Below are 19,644 nucleotides of genomic sequence, written 5' to 3'. Positions count from 1 at the left end.
TTCATAGTGTTTCGGTGGTCATTGCGTTAGGGAAACGCCCGGTTACATTCCGAACCCGGAAGCTAAGCCTTTCAGCGCCGATGGTACTGCAGGGGGGACCCTGTGGGAGAGTAGGACGCCGCCGAACTCCTTTTACGGGAAAGCCCCGTGCCCTTGTGGCACGGGGCTTTCCTGCGTTCAGGGCACATTGAGAGGCCCCTTTCTCGACGGACGATTTTCATTTGACGCACGGGGTGGGTCAGAGGCGTCCCGCTCCCTTGAGAGCGAGATAGGCGTCGGCGAGAGCCGGGGCGAGGTTGTCCGGGGTGGCATCGACGACCACCGCGCCATGACGCTGGAGCTGCTCAGCGGTGTGGAGCCGCCTCGCTTGGGCCTGTGCGCCGGCTGCGGACTCGTAAATCGCGTCCACGGTTCCCCTGGCCCCCGCCATCTGTTCGATGTGTGGGTCGGCCACTGAAGCCACCAGCACGGTGTGGCGCTGGGTCAGTCGACGGAGGACCGGAAGCAGGCCCTCTTCTACGGGGGCTGCGTCCAGACCGGTGAGAAGCACGATGAGGGAGCGACGAGGAGCGCCGGCGAGCACGGCAGCACTGAGACCTCGGGCATCCGTTTCTACGAGTGCGGGTTCGATCGGTGCCAGCGCATTCACCATGGCTGACAGGACTTCTCCCGCGGACCTGCCCTGGACCTGGGCGCGGATGCGGCGGTCGTAGGCGAGCAGGTCCACGCGGTCGCCCGCACGAGTGGCAAGCGCGGTGAGGAGCAGGGCCGCGTCCAGAGCGGCGTCGAGGCGGGGCACATCACCTACGCGACCCGCCGAAGTACGGCCGGTGTCCAGGACGACGAGGATGTGACGGTCCCGCTCGGGGCGCCAGGTTCGCACGGCGACGGTGGACTGACGTGCTGTGGCCCGCCAGTCGATGGAGCGCGTGTCGTCACCGGGCACATAAGCACGCAGGCTGTCGAACTCCGTGCCTTCTCCACGAGTCAGGACGCTGGTGCGGCCATCGAGCTCGCGGAGTCTGGCCAGGCGGGACGGCAGATGCTTGCGGCTGGTGAAGGGGGGCAGAACACGTACCGTCCAGGGGACTTCGTGATTTCCCTGGCGGGCCGCGAGCCCCAGAGGTCCGAACGAGCGGACGGTGACACGTTCGGCTCGGCGGTCACCTCGCCGTGTTGGTCGCAGGAAGGTGGTCAGCCGACGGCGTTCCCCGGCCGGGATCGTCAGCGTGTGACGGGATGAGGACTGTTCCGTCCCGGTGGACCAGCTGCTGGGCGGCCAGGCGTCGCGAAGGTGTCCGCGCAGGCGGCGACGGGAAGGATTGGTTACGGTGAGTTGCACCTCGGCGGTCTCGCCGAGTCGAACGGTTGTTTCACCGGATCGGGTGAACTGGAGCGTTCGCACTGGTGCAGCCAGGGCATAGTCGCACAGAATTGCTAGAGAGAGCGGTGCGTTGACCGCGAGCATGCCTGTCCAGCTGGGCGTCAGGATGCCTACGGGGAGTGACCCCAGGGCGGCCAGCAAGGCGGTTCGTCCGGTGAGGGCCACGGTCACCGCCTCATCGGGGTACGGGGACGTGTGCGAGGACTGCGGTGATGACGGAGTCGGGGGTGACTCCCTCCATCTCCGCTTCGGGGCGCAGTTGGATGCGATGGCGAAGCGTGGGGAGTGCCAGGGCTTTCACGTCATCCGGAATGACGTAGTCGCGGCCGGTGAGCCAGGCCCAGGCTCGTGCGGTGGACAACAGCGCGGTAGCGCCTCGGGGAGAGACGCCGAGGGAGAGCGAGGGGGATTCACGCGTGGCACGACAGATATCGACGACGTATCCGGCGATCTCGGGGGAGACCTTGGTCTGGGCGACTGCGTTGCGGGCGGCTTCCAGATCGGCCGGGCCGGCGACGGGGCGGATGCCTGCTGACTTGAGATCGCGCGGATTGAAGCCGCTGGAATGACGGGTGAGGACGCTGATCTCCTCGTCGCGGGACGGCAGAGGCACCGTCAATTTGAGGAGGAACCGGTCCAGTTGGGCCTCGGGGAGAGGGTAGGTGCCTTCGTATTCGACGGGATTCTGTGTGGCGGCTACGAGGAAGGGATCAGGCAGCAGCCGTGGGGTGCCGTCGACGGTGACCTGGCGCTCTTCCATCGCTTCCAGGAGAGAGGACTGCGTCTTGGGAGGGGTGCGGTTGATCTCGTCGGCGAGAAGCAGGTTGGTGAAGACGGGGCCGGGCTGGAAGGAGAACTCTGCTGTGCGGGCGTCGTAGACCAGTGAGCCGGTGACGTCGCTCGGCATCAGGTCGGGGGTGAACTGGACGCGTTTGGTGTCGAGTTCGAGTGAGGCCGCGAGAGCCCGGACCAAGAGGGTCTTGGCCACGCCGGGAACGCCTTCGAGCAGGACGTGGCCTCGGCAGAGTAGCGCGACGACGAGCCCGGTGACTGCAGGGTCCTGGCCGACCACGGCCTTGGCGATCTCGGAGCGCAACGCTTCCAGGGATGCGCGGGCTGTGTCGCCGTTCCCGATGGTCTCGGTAGTCCCGGCGGGCACTGGGGGCGGGGCGCTCATGACGTGCGTACCTCTCTTTCGAGGGTGTCGAGTTGGTCTGCCAGATGTACGAGAGCGGTGTCGTCGGACGGGGCGGGTCCGAAGAGCAGGGCTTGGAGGTCGTTGTCGGTGGCGCTGAGACGGGCGGAAACGGCGGGGAGGAGTTTTGCGGCGGAGTGGGCGTCGCGTGGGGAGACGCCGATGAGTGGGGCGATACGGGTGCGGGTGGCGGCGCGCAGTGAGTCGGCGGCCCGGTCGCGGGCGTTCGCCCTGCGGTAAAGGCGGGCTCGGCCCTCGGCGGATTCGGAGGCGCGGATGGCCACGGGCAGCCGTTCGGTCACCAGGGGGCCCAGACGACGGGCCCGCCAGATGGCGGCGAGCACGGCGGCGAGCGCGAGTTGGAGGGTTCCCCACAGCCAGCCTTGAGGGATCAGGTCGGCGAAGCTGCGATCGTCGTGGGCCCCGTCGCTGCCGTCGCTGCTGTCCCCGTTGTCCGCGCCGGTCCCGGCGGTAGCAGAGGTATCAGGGGGCGAGGGGAGGTACCAGACCAGATGTGGGCGGGAACCGAGGAGTTGCAGGGCCAGGGAAGCATTGCCCTGGTTGTCGAGTCGGTCGTTGTAGAGAAGGTCGGGGGAGCCGAGGAGCACGGTGTCTCCCGCGCCCTGTTCGATCAGGAGGAGGGTGGGCAGACCGTCGATCGGGAAGCAGGCGATCGTGTCGAGGACGGCCGAGGCGTAGCGGAAGCCCCCCGTTTCGGAGCTGCCGGCGTTACGGGCGGCGGGCAGGGAGCACTGAGGGGTGCGGGTGGCCACCGGTCCGGAGGACTCCGCGCGGACGCCGGGGACCAGTGTGCCGACGGAAGGGGGGCCTGCCGCGAGAAGGACGGTGCGGCCGGCCGAGTGCTCGGTCGTGGCACGGAGTTCGTTCTGCTGGCGCGGTGTCAGCAGATTGGGGGAGGCGACGAGCAGCGTGGTTTCGGGGCCGGTCCGGGCCATGGCCTCGTCGAGCGTGGTGACCACGCGAACGGAGACGCCACGGTCCTTGAGGAGTTCGGCGACGGCCCGGCTGCCGTAGCGGTCGGCGGAACGGGGGTCGAGGCGGCCGTGCTGGTCGCCGGAGCGCACGCTTGCCAGAGCGATTCCGGCAGCGACGAGTATGAGCAGGGCGAGCAGCAGGCCGCGGATGCGGACCCAGATCTGGTGCGGGGTGAGCGATGCCGAGGTGGTGGGGGCGGCGGAGACCTCGGTCATTCGGCTGCTCCCTGGGCCGCGGTTGTCAGGAGAGGCTTGGCGTTCTCGAGGTCGAGGTCCAGGGCTCGTATGTCCAGATACGCCTGCTGGTTCGCGGTGCGGCCGCCGTATGTGACGTCGTCGAATTCTCTGGCGGCGGCGTGGAGCCGCGTGGCGTGTGCGGGCAGTGGACGGCCCGCTTCGGCGGCGGCCTCGTCGGCGGTGCGCCCGGGGCGGGGGTCGAGCAGGGCGCGTTCCTCCAGGGAGCGGACGATGGCGCGCATGCGCTCCTGGACCGCCTCGTTCCAGCGGTGGGCGGAGGCGTGGGCCTCGGCGGCCGCCCGGTGTTCGCCCGCGCTGTGGGGGCTGTCGCCGAAGAGCGCGTCCGCGGAACGCACGGTTCGGTGCGGGGTGCCCAGTCGCCACCAGAGTGCGGCGACCAGGCCGATGACGACCAGTACGAGCACGACGAGCCCGAGTGGGCCGCCGGGTGCGGCGCCGGAGGCCGTGCTCAGCAGATCGCCGATCCACCCCCAGAGGCGGTCGAGACCGCGCTGGAGGAGGTTGGGATCGTTCTCGTGGTACATCGGTTTGGACAGCTCGTGCTCCGCGGCCTCGCGGGCTGGGACCCGTGGAGTGTCCACGGGTATGTCGCCGCCGGCGCGTATGAGTAGCTGTGCTGCTGTTTTGCCCCCCGCCCCCGACACGGCATCAGCTCCTGGTGTCGTATCCGGGCAGGCCTGCGGCCCGGGCGAGATCGAGGTCGAGTGCCTCGCGACGGATGCGCTGATCGATGTAGAGCAGGGCCGCCACACCGGCGGAGAACGGGTAGGTGATCGTTGCGGTGATCACCTGACCGATGCCGGAGATGATCAGGAACGGCCAGCCGAAGTCCGGGGAGCTGCCCGTGAGGAGGGAGCCGATACCGTCGCCGTCCGCGGCCATCGCGATGACGGTGAAAGGGATGGCGATGATCACGGTCACGACGACAGTCAGCAGCCAGGTGAGCGCGAGGATGCCGAAGGTCCGCCACCATGCGCCCCTGACCAGCTTTGCGGAGCGGCGCATGGAGGCCGTGATCGATTGCCGTTCCAGCATCAGCGCCGGCGAGGCGAGGCAGAAGCGGACCATCAGCCAGATGAAGACGACGATCGCGGCCACGAATCCGACGACGACGAGTGCGGCGCCTGCAGCGGAGCCGATCAGCATCCCCGGCAGCAGGCCCGCCGTCAGGATGGCGGCGCTCATCAGGGCCAGCAGCAGCGTCAGACCCAGCAGCTGAGCGAGCCGGGGCCGGGCCTCGGCCCATGCGTCGGAGAGCGTCACCGGGCGGCCCAGCACAGAACGGCTGATCACCACGGTCAGTACGGATGTCGTGACCAGTGTGGTGATCATGGTGATGAGCAGGGACGGGACACTGTTGACCAGTGCCGACTGAGTCGAGTCGGCGGCTTGTCGGAGTGCTTCAGAACCGGTGGCGTTCGGGTCGATCGCCGCGGGTTCCGGCAGCAGATAGCGCTGTACGAGGATGATCGCGATCTCGGCGATCACGGACACGGTCAGCGTGATGCCGAGGACCGTGCGCCAGTGGGCACGCATCGTGGAGACCGCGCCGTCGAGGATCTCGCCCACGCCCAGTGGCCGGAGCGGGATGACACCGGGCTTGGCCGCGGCGGGCGGCTGCTGCAGGCCAGGGCCGTGCGGCCCACCTACCCAGCCGGCGCCCCGAGGTGCGCCGCCCCAGCCGGGGGCGGGGGGTGGTGCGCCTGGACCGGTGCCGGGAGCACTCGGTGGGGACCACTGCCCTGCGGGCGGCTGCGTGGGAGACCAGTTCCCTGCCGGGCCGCTGCCGTCGACGGGCTCGGAAGGCCGGGGGATACCGGCCTCCTGGTCCTCGGAGGGGGCAGATCCGGGCGAGGCCCAGCCCGGAGTGTCGTTCATTCTCGCTCCTTAACGGTCCTGTCCGCTCATCGGGGCGGCAGGTTGGCAGCCATCGTGCCACGCGTTGCTTCGGTACGGGCCTGGCGATGTATGTCCTTCGTACCTTCATTTGTGGGCGGCTCACCGGGCAGACTGGGCGGATGTTTGATCAGGACGCGCAATCGCCGGTGGGCAGCGAGCCTCCCGCGCTTTCCGTACTCCGTTGGGACGAGCTTCCGGAAGGTCCCGCGCTGGTGCTCCTCGACCAGACTCGGCTGCCTGCCGAGGAGGCCGAACTGGCGTGTACCGATGTGCCCGCGCTGGTGCGGGCGATCCGGACGCTGGCGGTCCGCGGGGCGCCCTTGCTGGGTATCGCAGGGGCTTATGGGGTGGCTCTCGCGGCGGTGCGGGGGGACGACGTGGTGGAGGCCGCCGGGTTGTTGGAGCGGGCGCGGCCCACCGCGGTGAACCTCGGGTACGGGGTGCGCCGGGCTGCCGGGGCGTACCGGGTGGCCGTGGAGAAGGGGGCGGCGCCGGAGCGGGCCGCGGCGGCGGCATTGGCCGAGGCCAGAGCGTTGCACCGGGAGGATGCCGAGGCCAGTGGGCGTATGGCGCGGTACGGGCTTGCCCTGCTGGACGAGCTGCTGCCCGGTGGTGCGCATCGGCTGCTGACCCACTGCAACACGGGGGCCCTGGTCTCGGGTGGTGAGGGCACCGCCTTCGCCGTGGCGCTAGGGGCGCACCGGGAGGGGCGGTTGCGCCGGCTGTGGGTGGACGAGACACGTCCGCTGCTGCAGGGCGCACGGCTGACCGCGTACGAAGCGGCGCGCAATGGCATGCCGTACAGCTTGCTCACGGACAACGCAGCAGGTTCCCTGTTCGCTGCGGGGGAGGTGGATGCCGTGCTCATCGGGGCGGACCGCATCGCTGCGGACGGATCGGTGGCGAACAAGGTGGGAAGCTATCCGCTGGCGGTGCTCGCGAAGTACCACCACATACCCTTCATCGTGGTGGCGCCGACCACGACCGTGGATCTGGATACCGCGGGCGGGTCATCGATCATCGTGGAGCAGCGGCCGGGGAATGAAGTGACGGAGCTCACATCGCCGCAGGTTGGGGTGGTGGGCGAGGAATCCGGCGGATTGCTCGTGGCACCGGTGGGAACCCCGGCGTACAACCCCGCGTTCGATATCACGCCGCCGGAGCTGGTCACGGCGATCGTCACGGAGGAGGGCGCAGTTTCCCCGGTCACGGGGGTCGGACTGGCAGAGCTGTGTGCCAGGTCATCGCAGATAACGATTAGCTAATGGGATGATGTCGATTATGAAGGGACGCGTCCTTGTCGTCGACGACGACACCGCACTGGCCGAGATGCTCGGGATTGTGCTGCGTGGTGAAGGGTTCGAGCCGTCGTTCGTAGCGGACGGCGACAAGGCACTTGCCGCATTTCGTGAGGCCAAGCCGGACCTGGTCCTGCTGGATCTGATGCTGCCCGGTAGGGACGGCATCGAGGTCTGCAGGCTGATCAGGGCCGAGTCGGGTGTGCCGATCGTCATGCTCACTGCCAAGAGCGACACGGTTGACGTGGTGGTGGGCCTGGAGTCCGGGGCCGACGACTACATCGTCAAGCCGTTCAAACCTAAGGAGTTGGTTGCCCGGATCAGGGCACGTCTGCGGAGGTCCGAGGAACCGGCGCCGGAACAGCTGGCCATCGGGGATCTGGTCATCGATGTGGCCGGTCACTCGGTGAAGCGGGAGGGGCAGTCGATCGCCCTCACCCCGCTGGAGTTCGACCTGCTGGTCGCGCTCGCCCGTAAGCCGTGGCAGGTCTTCACCCGTGAGGTACTGCTCGAGCAGGTATGGGGGTACCGCCACGCCGCCGACACCCGGCTGGTGAATGTCCATGTCCAGCGACTGCGCTCCAAGGTCGAGAAGGACCCGGAGCGGCCCGAGATCGTGGTGACCGTCCGTGGTGTCGGTTACAAGGCCGGACCGAGCTGATATGTCCCTGAGTAGCGCTGCTCCGCAGCCCGGGGAGCCGGGAGCCCGTGCGGAGCGGGCTGCTGCTCCAGGACACGAGGCGTCCCAGGCCGGGCGCCTTCTGCAAGGTGGCCGGTTGTTCCACGACCGGATGCACGGCGGCCCCGTGCCGCGACTGCTGATGCGCTGGGTGCGGCGTCCGCTGCTGCCCGCCGTGCGGCTGTGGCGGCGCAACCTCCAGCTGCGGGTCGTCGCGGGCACGCTGCTCATGTCGCTCGGTGTGGTGCTGCTTCTCGGGCTGGTGGTGATCGGGCAGGTGCGCAACGGCCTGCTCGACGCGAAGGGCAAGGCCGCCCAGACCCAGGCCGCCGGTGGTTTCGCGGCGGCCCAGGAGAAGGCGAACGCCCCGCTCACCCCCGGTGGGCCGGGCGGCGACACGGCGGACGGCACCTCGGCCAACAACTCCTGGCGGACCGAGCTTGTCGACCAGCTCGCCAGTGGCGGCAAGAACGCCTTCAACGTGGTGGCGCTCAGTGCCGACGAGGGCACCCGTGCGCCGCGCGGCTCGGGCAGCGTGGAGGCGGCGAGCATTCCGCAGAACCTGCGGGACTCCGTGAACAAGGGCCCGGGAGCGTTCCAGACCTACTCCCTGATCCAGTACGCGAACGGGCAGGAGCCGCAGCCCGGGCTCGTCGTGGGCAAGCGGCTCTACGACATCGACCACAATCCGTACCAGCTCTACTACCTCTTCCCGCTGACGCAGGAGGAGAAGTCATTGACGCTGGTCAGGGGCACACTGGCGACCGCGGGACTCTTCGTGGTCGTGCTGCTCGGGGCCATCGCCTGGTTCGTGGTGCGCCAGGTCGTCACGCCCGTACGGATGGCGGCTGGCATTGCCGAGCGGCTCTCCGCCGGCAGGCTCCAGGAGCGGATGAAGGTCACCGGCGAGGACGACATCGCCCGGCTCGGTGAAGCTTTCAACAAGATGGCGCAGAACCTGCAGCTGAAGATCCAGCAGCTGGAGGAGCTGTCCCGGATGCAGCGGCGCTTCGTCTCCGACGTCTCCCACGAGCTGCGGACGCCGCTGACGACCGTACGGATGGCCGCCGATGTCATTCATGAGGCCCGCAGCGACTTCGATCCCGTGACCGCACGCTCCGCGGAGCTGCTCGGGGATCAGCTCGACCGGTTCGAGTCGCTGCTCTCCGATCTGCTGGAGATCAGCCGGTTCGACGCGGGCGCGGCCGCGCTGGAGGCCGAGCCGATAGATCTGCGGCAGGTCGTGCGCCGGGTGATCGGTGGGGCCGAGCCGCTGGCCGAGCGCAAGGGCACCCGGATCCGGGTGGTCGGCGACGAGCAGCCGGTGATCGCTGAGGCCGACGCGCGGCGGGTGGAGCGCGTCCTGCGCAACCTGGTGGTCAACGCCGTCGAGCACGGCGAGGGCCGGGACGTCGTGGTGCGGATGGGGGTGGCCGGAGGCGCGGTCGCCGTGGCCGTCCGGGACTACGGCGTGGGGCTCAAGCCCGGCGAGGCGACGCGGGTGTTCAACCGTTTCTGGCGGGCCGACCCGGCCCGTGCGCGGACGACCGGTGGCACCGGACTCGGACTGTCCATCGCCGTGGAGGACGCCCGGCTGCACGGCGGCTGGCTGCAGGCATGGGGTGAGCCGGGCGGCGGTTCGCAGTTCCGGCTGACCCTGCCGCGCACGGCGGACGAGCCGCTGCGCGGATCGCCGATACCGCTGGAACCCGAGGACTCCCGGCGCAACCGGGAGAACCGGGAACGGGCCGCGGCCGCTTCCACGACCGGGAGCGAGCACCGGCTGACGACGGTGCCGACCCAGCCCGGTGGCAACGACCGGTCGGCGCTGCCCGTACCCTCGCGTACCCCCGCGGCTTCCCGGACGGCGCCGGTCTCGGTGCATCCGGCTGCCCTGCCGGGGAACGGCGCACGGGTGGTCGCACGCGCCGCCGAGGACCGGCCGGGCGGCGATTTCGAATCTGCAGTGAAGGATCCGGAGCGGGGGGACAGGAATCGTGGGCACTGACCGTCGCAGGGACGGCCATGGACGTGCGCTGGGGCTGTTCGCGTTGCTCGGATGCGGTGTCGCGCTGCTGTCTGCGTGCGGCTCGATGCCCGTCACCGGGGATGTCAAGGCTGTCGACGCCTCGCAGCCCGGTGACTCCCAGGTGCAGGTGTACGCCGTGGCGCCGCGTGACAACGCCACGCCCAACGAGGTCGTCGACGGCTTCCTGGAGTCCATGACCAGCGATGACTCCGACTTCAGGACGACCCGCAAGTATCTGACGAAGAGGGCGGCCAGTACCTGGAAGCCGAGTGCGTTCACGACGGTGCTCGCCAAGGCGCCGAACCGGAGCGACCGCCCGTTCCACGAGAACGACCCCGGCGTCACGGAGGTCACCTACACCCTGACCGGTGAGAAGGTGGCGACGATCGACGCCCAGAGCGCCTATCAGCCGCTCGCGCCCACGGACTACAACCAGAGCCTGCATCTGGTGAGGGAGAACGGTCCGGAGGGCAAGGAGTGGCGCATCGACCTCGTGCCGGACGGCCTTCTGCTCGGGCAGTCGGACTTCAAGCGCCTCTACCGCTCCGTCGACAAGTACTACTTCGCCGCGGGGCGGACGGCGGAGCAGTCGGCCCTGGTCGCCGATCCTGTCTATCTCCGCAGCCGGACGGATCCCGTCACCGGGATGGACACCGTGACGCAGGCGGTCCGCAGCCTTCTGGCCGGGCCGACCAACTGGCTGCGGCCGGTGGTCGACTCCCGCTTCCCCGCCGGTACGGCGCTGAGGAAGGGTGTCACCTCGCTGGCGCCCGACGACCGCAACGTACTGAAGGTACCGCTCAACAAGAAGGCCGACGGGGTCGGGCAGCGCTCCTGCCGCATGATGGCCTCGCAGGTCCTGTACACCCTGCGGGACCTGACGTCCGCACGGGTCGAGCAGGTCGAGCTGCAGCGCTCCGACGGCTCCCCGCTGTGCGTCCTCGGGACGGACCAGGCGGAGGAGTTCGCCCCTGACGGTTCGTCGAGCGGGCCGGACAGCCAGTACTTCGTCGATGCCAAGGGGCATGTGGAGCGAATTCCCGGCAGCACCAAGGGCAGTGGCACCCCCGAGGTGGTGGCCGGTCCGCTCGGCGACGGTCCGATGCGGATGGGCTCGGTCGGTGTGTCCAGGGACGAGCAGTGGGCGGCGGCGGTCTCGCGCGACAGGGCGGCTCTCTATGTGTCGTCCATCGTCGCGGACGGCGAGCTTCCCGCGGCCGCGGTGACCAGCAGCGCCAAGAACCCGAACGACCGCCTGTCGGTGCCGAGCTGGGACGGCCGCGGCGACCTCTGGGTGGCCGATCGGGATCCCCGCAGACCCCGGCTGCTGCGGCTGACCGGTGGCGCCGGCAAGCCGCAGGAGGTCACCGTGCCGAGCCTGGACGGCGGGCGCATCGAGGCGCTGCGGATGTCTGCGGACGGAGTGCGGATCGCCCTTCTGGTGACCCAGGGCGGCCACAACACGCTGAAGATCGGCCGGATCGAGCGGCGTGTGCCGGAGGCGGAGCAGAAGGTCTCGGTGGTGGATCTGCGACAGGCCGCACCACAGCTGATGGATGTGACCGCGATGTCGTGGTCGGGCCGGAGCCGTCTCGTGGTGGTCGGCAAGGAGCAGGGCGGCGTGCAGCAGGTGCGCTATGTGCAGGCGGACGGCTCGGCGCCGGCATCGGGTGTTCTGCCCGGTGTGAACCAGGTGTCGTCGGTCGCGGCGGCCGACGACGAGCAGTTGCCGCTGATGGCGGCCACGTCGAGCGACGGGATCGTCAAGCTGTCGCCGGGTGACAACTGGCAGACGGTGGTCAAGGAAGGCTCGTCGCTGGTCTACCCGGGCTGAGGTCCAGCAGGGCCGCTCCCGCGTTTTCCACAGGGGTGGCCCGGTCCCTCCGAGGAGGGCACAGTGGAGTCATGCGGGGATGGTGGCGGGAGATCTCCGGACTGGTTCTGCCGGTGGCCTGCGGTGGCTGCGGCAGACCGCGTACCGAACTGTGCGACGAATGCTGTACGGAGCTGTACGGCGGGGCACCGCGCCGGGTACGGCCCGTGCCGGAGCCCGTGGGCCTGCCGGTGGTGCATGCGGCCGCCGCGTACGAGAACGCGGTACGCGCGGTGCTCCTGGCTCATAAGGAGCGGGGCGCACTGGGGCTGGCCGGGGCGCTCGGCAAGGCGCTGGCGGGGGCCGTACGGGCCGGGACGGGGCAGGTGGGCGGCGGCGGCCCGCTCCTGCTCGTACCCGTGCCGTCGACACGGCGGGCCGTGGCGGCGCGGGGGCACGATCCGATGCGCCGGATCGCGCTGGCCGCCGCGGGCGAGCTGCGGCGCGCAGGTGCCCGGGCCCGGATGGCCGCGGTGCTGCGGCAGCGGCGCCCGGTGGTTGATCAGGCGGGGCTCGGAGCCCGGCAGCGGCTGGCGAATCTTGCAGGGGCGCTGGAGGTCGTGGCCGGGGGTGAACGGCTGCTTGCGGCCGGACGGGTGGTGCTGGTGGACGACCTTTTGACGACCGGTGCCTCGCTGGCCGAGGCGGCCCGGGCGATCGGGGCCGCGCGCGGGCGCACAGATGCTGCATTCGGCAGCGGGCAGGCGGCCGTTGTCGCAGTATCTCCGTCTGCCTTCGAAATAAACCGGAACTGCTGATGAACTTGCATCGTCGCAGGTGGTGAGTGGGTAAAAAGACCTGAACGGAGGTACGTGCGAGTAGCGGGTGCCGACATCCGGCCAGGCAGGCTATGTTCGGTTGTGAGGAATGGTGAATGCCAGACCTCGGCGAATGTGCCACCAGGTTTCGGGCAGGCAACTCACCGGTAGTCCAGAGGCAGAGAATTCGGTGGGGTGGAGACCTTGCCGATGGGGGAGGAGGAGGTGGAAGTCACCGAGTCCGCGGCTCCGGCGACCACCGGGGCCTGGTGCAAAAGGGAGATGCTCCGCCGCTGAGCGGAGTGATCCGGGAACGGAGTTCTGCGTGGACATCGTCGTCAAGGGCCGCAAGACCGAGGTGCCCGAGCGGTTCCGCAAGCACGTGGCCGAGAAGCTGAAGCTGGACAAGATCCAGAAGTTCGACGGCAAGGTGATCAGCCTCGACGTCGAGGTGTCCAAGGAGCCGAATCCCCGTCAGGCCGACCGTTCCGACCGGGTGGAGATCACGCTCCGCTCGCGTGGGCCGGTCATCCGGGCGGAAGCGGCCGCAGGCGACCCGTACGCAGCGCTGGACCTGGCCACCGGCAAGCTGGAGGCGCGGCTGCGCAAGCAGCACGACAAGCGCTACAGCCGCCGTGGCAACGGCCGGATTCCCGCTGCCGAAGTCGCCGAGACCGTGCCGGGCGCGGCGTCGTTCAACGGCGAGGGCGATCTGGTCGGCAACGAGACGGCTCAGTCCGTACCCACCACCAGGTTCGGCTCGCTGGAGGTACAGGGCGAGGGACCTCTGGTGATGCGCGAGAAGACGCACGTCGCCGCACCGATGTCGCTCGATCAGGCGCTCTACGAGATGGAGCTGGTCGGGCACGACTTCTATCTGTTCGTCGACTCCGAGACGAAGGAACCCAGTGTCGTCTACCGACGGCATGCCTATGACTACGGTGTCATCCACCTGAGGACCGATCCGCTGGCCGCCGACGAGGCGGGCGGCGCGGGCGGTGCGCTCGGCGGCTGACGCCACCCTTCTGTGGTGCCCCTGGAGCGTCTGTGCGCCCCCAGGGGCACCCGTGTGCGGACACAGGATCACCGCTCCGACGTCCAGGCATGAAATCATGTCGTCCCAAGCCAACCGGTGCTCTGTGAACTGCCGTTGGCGGACGACTCATGAACTTCAGGCCATGGCCTTCAGGGGGAGGAACGATGGCGGACACCTTCGGGCCCGTGCGCGATGCGAATGACGCCGGCGATGCTGCCGGTGGTGATACCGGCGCGGACGCGGACAGCGGCTCACGCAAGGAGCCGATCCGGGTCCTCGTGGTGGACGACCACGCGCTCTTCCGCAGAGGTCTGGAGATCGTCCTCGCCCAGGAGGAGGACATCCAGGTCATCGGTGAGGCGGGTGACGGGGCGGAGGCGGTCGACAAGGCGGCGGACCTGCTGCCCGACATCGTGCTGATGGACGTACGGATGCCCAAGCGCGGCGGCATCGAGGCCTGCACGTCCATCAAGGAGGTGGCCCCCAGTGCGAAGATCATCATGCTGACGATCAGCGACGAGGAGGCCGACCTCTACGACGCGATCAAGGCGGGCGCCACCGGCTATCTCCTCAAGGAGATCTCCACGGACGAGGTGGCCACGGCGATCCGGGCGGTCGCCGACGGGCAGTCCCAGATCAGCCCCTCCATGGCGTCCAAACTGCTCACGGAGTTCAAGTCGATGATCCAGCGGACCGACGAGCGCAGGCTGGTGCCGGCGCCTCGGCTCACCGACCGGGAACTCGAGGTCCTGAAACTCGTTGCAACGGGCATGAACAATCGCGATATCGCGAAGGAGCTGTTCATTTCCGAGAACACCGTGAAGAACCACGTCCGCAACATTCTGGAGAAGCTGCAGCTGCACTCCAGGATGGAGGCCGTGGTCTATGCCATGCGGGAGAAGATCCTGGAGATCAGATGACCGGTCCCACGACGGGACCGGTCAGGGCGACGCCGGGTAAAGGGACGGAAATGCGTGCTCACGCCAGAAGGCGGGAGATTTCCCGATCGAGCGGCCCGCGCAGTTCGGGTGCGTCGACCCGCTCCAGCCGGACATCCGTACAGCCGACCCAGGACGCGGCCTCCACCAGCGCCTCGGCCATCGGTACCACGGCCTTCCCGCCCTCCAGAGTCACCTGACGGGCGACCAGCGTGCTCCCCTCGCGCGCCGGGTCGACGCGGCCCTGCAGTTTTCCGCCCGCCAGCAGAGGCATCGCGAAATAGCCGTGTATCCGCTTGGCCTTGGGGACGTAGGCCTCCAGGCGATGCGTGAAACCGAAGATCCGCTCGGTGCGCGCCCGCTCCCAGACCAGTGAGTCGAACGGCGACAACAGGGTCGTACGGTGCCGCCCGCGCGGCTCCGAGGCCAGCGCCGCCGGGTCCGCCCAGGCCGGCTTCGCCCAGCCCTGTACCGTCACGGGCACCAGACCGGAGTCCGCCACCACCGCGTCGAACTGCTCGCCCTTGAGACGGTGGTAGTCCGCGATGTCCGCGCGGGTGCCGATGCCCAGGGACTGCCCCGCGAGCGCGACCAGCCGGCGCAGACACTCCGCGTCGTCCAGATCGTCGTGCAGCACGGCATCGGGCAGGGCCCGCTCGGCGAGGTCGTACACCCGCTTCCAGCTGCGCCGCTCGGTGCACACCACCTCGCCGTACATCAGGGCGCGCTCGACGGCGACCTTCGACTCCGACCAGTCCCACCACTCCCCGCCGTTCTTCGCGCCGCCCAGCTCCGTCGCCGTCAGAGGGCCCTCGGCGCGCAGCTGCTTGATCACCGTCTCGTACGCGCCGTCGGGCAGGTCGTGGTGCCAGTGGGGGCGCGAGCGGTAGGCGCGGCGCCGGAACGCGAAGTGCGGCCACTCCTCGACCGGCAGGATGCAGGCCGCGTGCGACCAGTACTCGAAGGTGCGGCCACCCGACCAGTACGCCTCCTCGACCGTGCGCCGGCCGACCGCGCCCAGGCGCGCGTACGGAATCAGCTCGTGCGAACGCGCGAGCACCGAGATCGTGTCGAGCTGTACGGCACCGAGATGCCGCAGCACGCCCGGAACCCCGGCCCGGCGGTCCGGGGCGCCCAGGAAGCCCTGGGCGCGCAGAGCGATCCTGCGCGCCTGGTCGGCGGAGAGTTCGGCGGCGGGAGGCGGCACAGACGTCATGCCTCGCACCCTAGAGGGCGGCACTGACATTCGGCCGGGGAGTCCACCGACCTGTGACCGGACGCCGGTGAGTCAGCCGGCGGCGGGCAGATAGGCATGGGCGCCGGGCAGGCCGAGATCGGAAGGGAGCAGCGCGCCGATCCAGGCGTCGCGCCGTACGCCATTGTTCAGCAGACCCGACCGCTGCTCGCCCTCCATCCGGAATCCCGTCCTCAGCGCCACGGCACGCGAGGCAAGGTTGCCGACCTCGGCCCGCCACTCCAGCCGGTCGCCGCCGAGCGAGGTGAAGGTCCAGCGGGCGGCGCACAGCACCGCCTCCGTCGTGTAACCGCGGCCCCGGTGCTCCTCGGCCGTCCAGAAGCCCACCTCGTACGTGTTCGGCAGGTTGCGGCGGTTGATGCCGAGCGCGCCCGTCAGGGCCCCGTCCTCGCGCAGGACCACCGCGAAGTTGTACATGGAGTCGTCGTGCCAGCCGCCAGGGGACAGCTTCCCCGCGAAGAACTCCGCGTCGGCGCGGCTGTACGGGGAGGGCACGGTCGTCCAGCGCTGGATGTCCGGATCCTGACAAGCTGCGTGGATCTCGTCCACGTCATCGCCGGCGAAGGGGCGCAGCAGCAGACGCTCAGTGGTGAGGGTGATCGGCTCCATGTACGGATTCTGGTGAGGCACCGGCCGCGAAGCGAACACTTTTCGGACTTCCCGGCACCTTCGGAGCTTCCCGGCCGTTGACTCGGAAGGGACGACGGAGCCGACGCGGCGGCGGCCCTCCCGGCGCGGCGGGGTCCTCGCTTACGATGGCCGTTGCGGTGGGGCCCACCTGCCGTGCCCGCGCCAGAGTCCATAACACGACCCAGTGCCAGGCCCGACCGGCAAGGAGACCAGCCTCAGTGTCCGTCTTCAACAAGCTCATGCGTGCAGGCGAAGGCAAGATCCTGCGCAAACTGCACCGCATCGCGGACCAGGTCAGCTCCATCGAAGAGGACTTCGTCAACCTCTCCGACGCCGAGCTGCGGGCGCTCACCGACGAGTACAAGGAACGGTACGCGGACGGCGAGAGCCTGGACGACCTGCTCCCCGAGGCATTCGCCACCGTCCGTGAGGCCGCCAAGCGGGTCCTCGGACAGCGCCACTACGACGTCCAGATGATGGGCGGCGCAGCCCTGCACCTCGGCTATGTGGCCGAGATGAAGACCGGCGAGGGCAAGACCCTCGTCGGCACCCTGCCGGCGTATCTCAACGCGCTCTCCGGCAAGGGCGTTCACCTGATCACGGTCAATGACTATCTGGCCGAGCGTGACTCCGAAATGATGGGCCGGGTCCACAAGTTCCTGGGCCTGACCGTCGGCTGCATCCTGGCCAACATGACGCCGGCCCAGCGCCGTGAGCAGTACGCCTGCGACATCACGTACGGCACGAACAACGAGTTCGGCTTCGACTATCTCCGCGACAACATGGCGTGGTCCGCCGACGAGCTCGTCCAGCGCGGCCACAACTTCGCCGTGGTCGACGAGGTCGACTCGATCCTCGTCGACGAGGCCCGTACGCCGCTGATCATCTCCGGCCCGGCCGACCAGGCCACCAAGTGGTACGGCGACTTCGCCAAGCTGGTCACGCGTCTGACCAAGGGTGAGGCGGGCAACCCGCTCAAGGGCGTCGAGGAGACCGGCGACTACGAGGTCGACGAGAAGAAGCGGACCGTCGCCATCCATGAGCCCGGCGTCGCGAAGGTCGAGGACTGGCTCGGCATCGAGAACCTCTACGAGTCGGTGAACACCCCGCTCGTCGGGTACCTCAACAACGCCATCAAGGCCAAGGAACTCTTCAAGAAGGACAAGGACTACGTCGTCATCGACGGCGAAGTCATGATCGTCGACGAGCACACCGGCCGTATCCTCGCCGGCCGCCGCTACAACGAGGGCATGCACCAGGCGATCGAGGCGAAGGAAGGGGTGGACATCAAGGACGAGAACCAGACGCTCGCCACGATCACCCTGCAGAACTTCTTCCGCCTCTACGGCAAGCTCTCCGGCATGACCGGTACGGCGATGACCGAGGCCGCCGAGTTCCACCAGATCTACAAGCTCGGTGTGGTGCCGATCCCGACCAACCGGCCGATGGTCCGTGCCGACCAGTCGGACCTGATCTACCGCACCGAGGTCGCGAAGTTCGCGGCGGTCGTCGACGACATCGCGGAGAAGCACGAGAAGGGCCAGCCGATCCTGGTCGGCACCACCTCGGTCGAGAAGTCCGAGTACCTCTCGCAGCAGCTCTCCAAGCGCGGTGTCCAGCACGAGGTCCTCAACGCCAAGCAGCACGACCGTGAGGCGACGATCGTCGCCCAGGCCGGCCGCAAGGGCGCTGTCACGGTCGCGACGAACATGGCCGGACGAGGCACCGACATCAAGCTCGGCGGCAACCCCGACGACCTCGCCGAGGCGGAGCTGCGCCAGCGCGGCCTCGACCCCGTGGAGCACGTCGAGGAGTGGGCGGCCGCGCTGCCCGCCGCGCTGGAGAAGGCCGAGCAGGCCGTGAAGGCGGAGTTCGAAGAGGTCAAGGAACTCGGCGGGCTGTATGTGCTCGGTACCGAGCGGCACGAGTCGCGGCGTATCGACAACCAGCTGCGCGGTCGTTCCGGCCGTCAGGGCGACCCGGGCGAGTCCCGCTTCTATCTGTCGCTCGGCGACGACCTGATGCGGCTGTTCAAGGCGCAGATGGTCGAGCGCGTCATGTCGATGGCCAATGTGCCGGACGATGTGCCGATCGAGAACAAGATGGTGACGCGGGCGATCGCGTCGGCGCAGTCGCAGGTCGAGCAGCAGAACTTCGAGACGCGCAAGAACGTCCTGAAGTACGACGAGGTGCTCAACCGGCAGCGTGAGGTCATCTACGGCGAGCGCCGCCGGGTCCTGGAGGGCGAGGATCTGCAGGACCAGATCCGCCACTTCATGGACGACACGATCGACGACTACATCCGCCAGGAGACCTCCGAGGGCTTCGCCGAGGAGTGGGACCTGGACCGGCTGTGGGGTGCGTTCAAGCAGCTCTATCCGGTGAAGGTCACCGTCGAGGAGCTGGAGGAGGCGGCCGGGGACCGGGCCGGGATCACCGCCGAGTTCATCGGCGAGTCCATCAAGGACGACATCCACGAGCAGTACGAGGAGCGCGAGAAGCAGCTCGGGTCGGACATCATGCGTGAGCTGGAGCGGCGTGTGGTGCTGTCCGTCCTGGACCGCAAGTGGCGCGAGCACCTCTACGAGATGGACTACCTCCAGGAGGGCATCGGCCTTCGTGCCATGGCGCAGAAGGACCCGCTGGTCGAGTACCAGCGAGAGGGCTTCGACATGTTCAACGCCATGATGGAGGGCATCAAGGAGGAGTCCGTCGGCTACCTGTTCAACCTGGAGGTCCAGGTCGAGCAGCAGGTCGAGGAGGTTCCGGTGCAGGACGAGGCCGAGCGGACCTCGCTCGCGAAGGAGGACCTCGTGCCGGCGGCGCGTCCGGAGATCCGGGCGAAGGGGCTCGATGCTCCGCAGCGTCCCGACCGGCTGCACTTCTCCGCTCCCACGGTGGACGGGGAGGGCGGGGTCGTCGAGGGCGACTTCTCCAACGGTGACGGTGGGGTCGTGTCGGAGTCGGACGGGCTGACTCGGGCGGAGCGGCGCAAGGCGCAGAAGAATGGTGGGGGTGGGCGGCGCCGCAAGAAGTAGCGCGTGGCTTGATCGGCCGGGGTCGGGCACCTTTGTGGGTGGCCGGCCCCGGCTTTTTTGGCCCGGGGCAGGGGTTTGGGCTTCGGGCTCGGGCTCGGGCGTGCGGGGGCTGGTGCGGGTGGGTGGGCCGCTGCGCGGGGCTGTCCCCTCCCCGCCCCTTCCCGAAACCGGGGCTCCGCCCCGGGCCCCGCTCCTCAAACGCCGGAGGGGCTGGGGATGCAGGGCGGGGCTGGGAATGCGGGCGGGGCTGGGGACGCGGGGCGGGGAGATGGGCCTGCGGGCGCAGCCCGTGGATTGCCGGCGAGGTGGGTGTCGTGGGTGTCGGGCGGGTGCTCATCGGGTGAGTGCGGCCCGCAGGGCCGCCGGGTCGGTGTGGTCG

General features: G+C 69.1%; 15 protein-coding genes and 1 rRNA gene. 9 read left to right on the top strand and 7 right to left on the bottom strand.

Features of this window, described 5'->3' with window-relative positions; translation table 11 throughout:
* The first annotated feature begins 10 nt into the window (after positions 1-10).
* Positions 11-127 (top strand): 5S ribosomal RNA (gene rrf, locus OG507_RS15370).
* 111 nt (positions 128-238) lie between these two features.
* Here the strand turns inward: rrf and OG507_RS15365 are convergent.
* Genes OG507_RS15365 through OG507_RS15345 form a run of 5 tightly spaced genes read right to left on the bottom strand, consistent with a single transcriptional unit; the run spans position 239 to position 5,710 of the window.
* Positions 239-1,549 carry a DUF58 domain-containing protein gene (locus OG507_RS15365; protein ID WP_327371979.1) on the bottom strand — a complete coding sequence of 437 codons (1,311 nt, stop codon included), beginning with the start codon at positions 1,547-1,549 and terminating at the stop codon, positions 239-241.
* Positions 1,550-1,559: 10 nt separating this feature from the next.
* A complete protein-coding gene (locus OG507_RS15360) occupies positions 1,560-2,561 on the bottom strand; it encodes an AAA family ATPase (RefSeq protein ID WP_327367765.1) in 1,002 nt (333 codons plus the stop codon).
* Positions 2,558-3,790 (bottom strand): DUF4350 domain-containing protein, encoded by a 1,233-nt coding sequence (locus OG507_RS15355; RefSeq protein WP_327367764.1) that lies wholly within the window; start codon positions 3,788-3,790, stop codon positions 2,558-2,560. Before OG507_RS15355 ends, OG507_RS15360 begins: the two co-directional genes overlap by 4 nt.
* Positions 3,787-4,476, bottom strand: a complete 690-nt coding sequence (locus OG507_RS15350; RefSeq protein ID WP_327367763.1) for a DUF4129 domain-containing protein — start codon at positions 4,474-4,476, stop codon at positions 3,787-3,789. The genes OG507_RS15355 and OG507_RS15350 overlap by 4 nt, the downstream gene beginning before the upstream one ends.
* 4 nt (positions 4,477-4,480) lie before the next feature.
* Positions 4,481-5,710, bottom strand: a complete 1,230-nt coding sequence (locus OG507_RS15345) for a glycerophosphoryl diester phosphodiesterase membrane domain-containing protein (protein ID WP_327367762.1) — start codon at positions 5,708-5,710, stop codon at positions 4,481-4,483.
* Positions 5,711-5,850: 140 nt separating this feature from the next.
* Here OG507_RS15345 and mtnA point away from each other — a divergent pair, with 140 nt between their 5' ends.
* The 7 genes from mtnA (at position 5,851) to OG507_RS15310 (ending at position 14,324) form a co-directional block, all read left to right on the top strand.
* On the top strand, positions 5,851-6,996 hold the full coding sequence (gene mtnA, locus OG507_RS15340) for an S-methyl-5-thioribose-1-phosphate isomerase (protein WP_327367761.1): 1,146 nt from the start codon (positions 5,851-5,853) through the stop codon (positions 6,994-6,996).
* Between the two features lie 4 nt (positions 6,997-7,000).
* Positions 7,001-7,690 carry a two-component system response regulator MtrA gene (gene mtrA, locus OG507_RS15335; protein WP_187438793.1) on the top strand — a complete coding sequence of 230 codons (690 nt, stop codon included), beginning with the start codon at positions 7,001-7,003 and terminating at the stop codon, positions 7,688-7,690.
* Position 7,691: 1 nt separating this feature from the next.
* Positions 7,692-9,716 carry an MtrAB system histidine kinase MtrB gene (mtrB, locus tag OG507_RS15330; protein ID WP_327367760.1) on the top strand — a complete coding sequence of 675 codons (2,025 nt, stop codon included), beginning with the start codon at positions 7,692-7,694 and terminating at the stop codon, positions 9,714-9,716.
* Entirely contained in the window at positions 9,706-11,571 is a 1,866-nt protein-coding gene (locus OG507_RS15325) for an LpqB family beta-propeller domain-containing protein (RefSeq protein ID WP_327367759.1), read from the top strand. The genes mtrB and OG507_RS15325 overlap by 11 nt, the downstream gene beginning before the upstream one ends.
* Before the next feature lie 71 nt (positions 11,572-11,642).
* Entirely contained in the window at positions 11,643-12,368 is a 726-nt protein-coding gene (locus tag OG507_RS15320; RefSeq protein WP_327367758.1) for a ComF family protein, read from the top strand.
* 325 nt (positions 12,369-12,693) lie between these two features.
* Complete coding sequence (gene hpf, locus OG507_RS15315) at positions 12,694-13,383, top strand: ribosome hibernation-promoting factor, HPF/YfiA family (protein WP_327367757.1); 690 nt, start codon at positions 12,694-12,696, stop codon at positions 13,381-13,383.
* Between the two features lie 185 nt (positions 13,384-13,568).
* Positions 13,569-14,324, top strand: a complete 756-nt coding sequence (locus OG507_RS15310; protein ID WP_327367756.1) for a response regulator transcription factor — start codon at positions 13,569-13,571, stop codon at positions 14,322-14,324.
* Between the two features lie 58 nt (positions 14,325-14,382).
* On the opposite strand, the gene OG507_RS15305 is transcribed toward OG507_RS15310, so the two are convergent.
* Both OG507_RS15305 and OG507_RS15300 read right to left on the bottom strand, forming a co-directional pair.
* On the bottom strand, positions 14,383-15,558 hold the full coding sequence (locus OG507_RS15305) for a winged helix-turn-helix domain-containing protein (protein WP_327367755.1): 1,176 nt from the start codon (positions 15,556-15,558) through the stop codon (positions 14,383-14,385).
* A gap of 72 nt (positions 15,559-15,630) precedes the next feature.
* A complete protein-coding gene (locus OG507_RS15300) occupies positions 15,631-16,206 on the bottom strand; it encodes a GNAT family N-acetyltransferase (RefSeq protein WP_327367754.1) in 576 nt (191 codons plus the stop codon).
* A 239-nt stretch (positions 16,207-16,445) separates the two neighbouring features.
* On the opposite strand from OG507_RS15300, the gene secA reads away from it, so the two are divergent.
* Positions 16,446-19,265, top strand: coding sequence for a preprotein translocase subunit SecA (gene secA, locus OG507_RS15295; protein WP_327367753.1), 2,820 nt, complete (start codon positions 16,446-16,448; stop codon positions 19,263-19,265).
* The last annotated feature ends 379 nt before the right edge of the window (positions 19,266-19,644 follow it).

The sequence above is a fragment of the Streptomyces sp. NBC_01217 genome (genome assembly GCF_035994185.1).
Taxonomy (GTDB): domain Bacteria; phylum Actinomycetota; class Actinomycetes; order Streptomycetales; family Streptomycetaceae; genus Streptomyces.
Note: the sequence above shows the minus strand (reverse complement) of the source record. Positions and strands in the feature narration are given on the sequence as shown.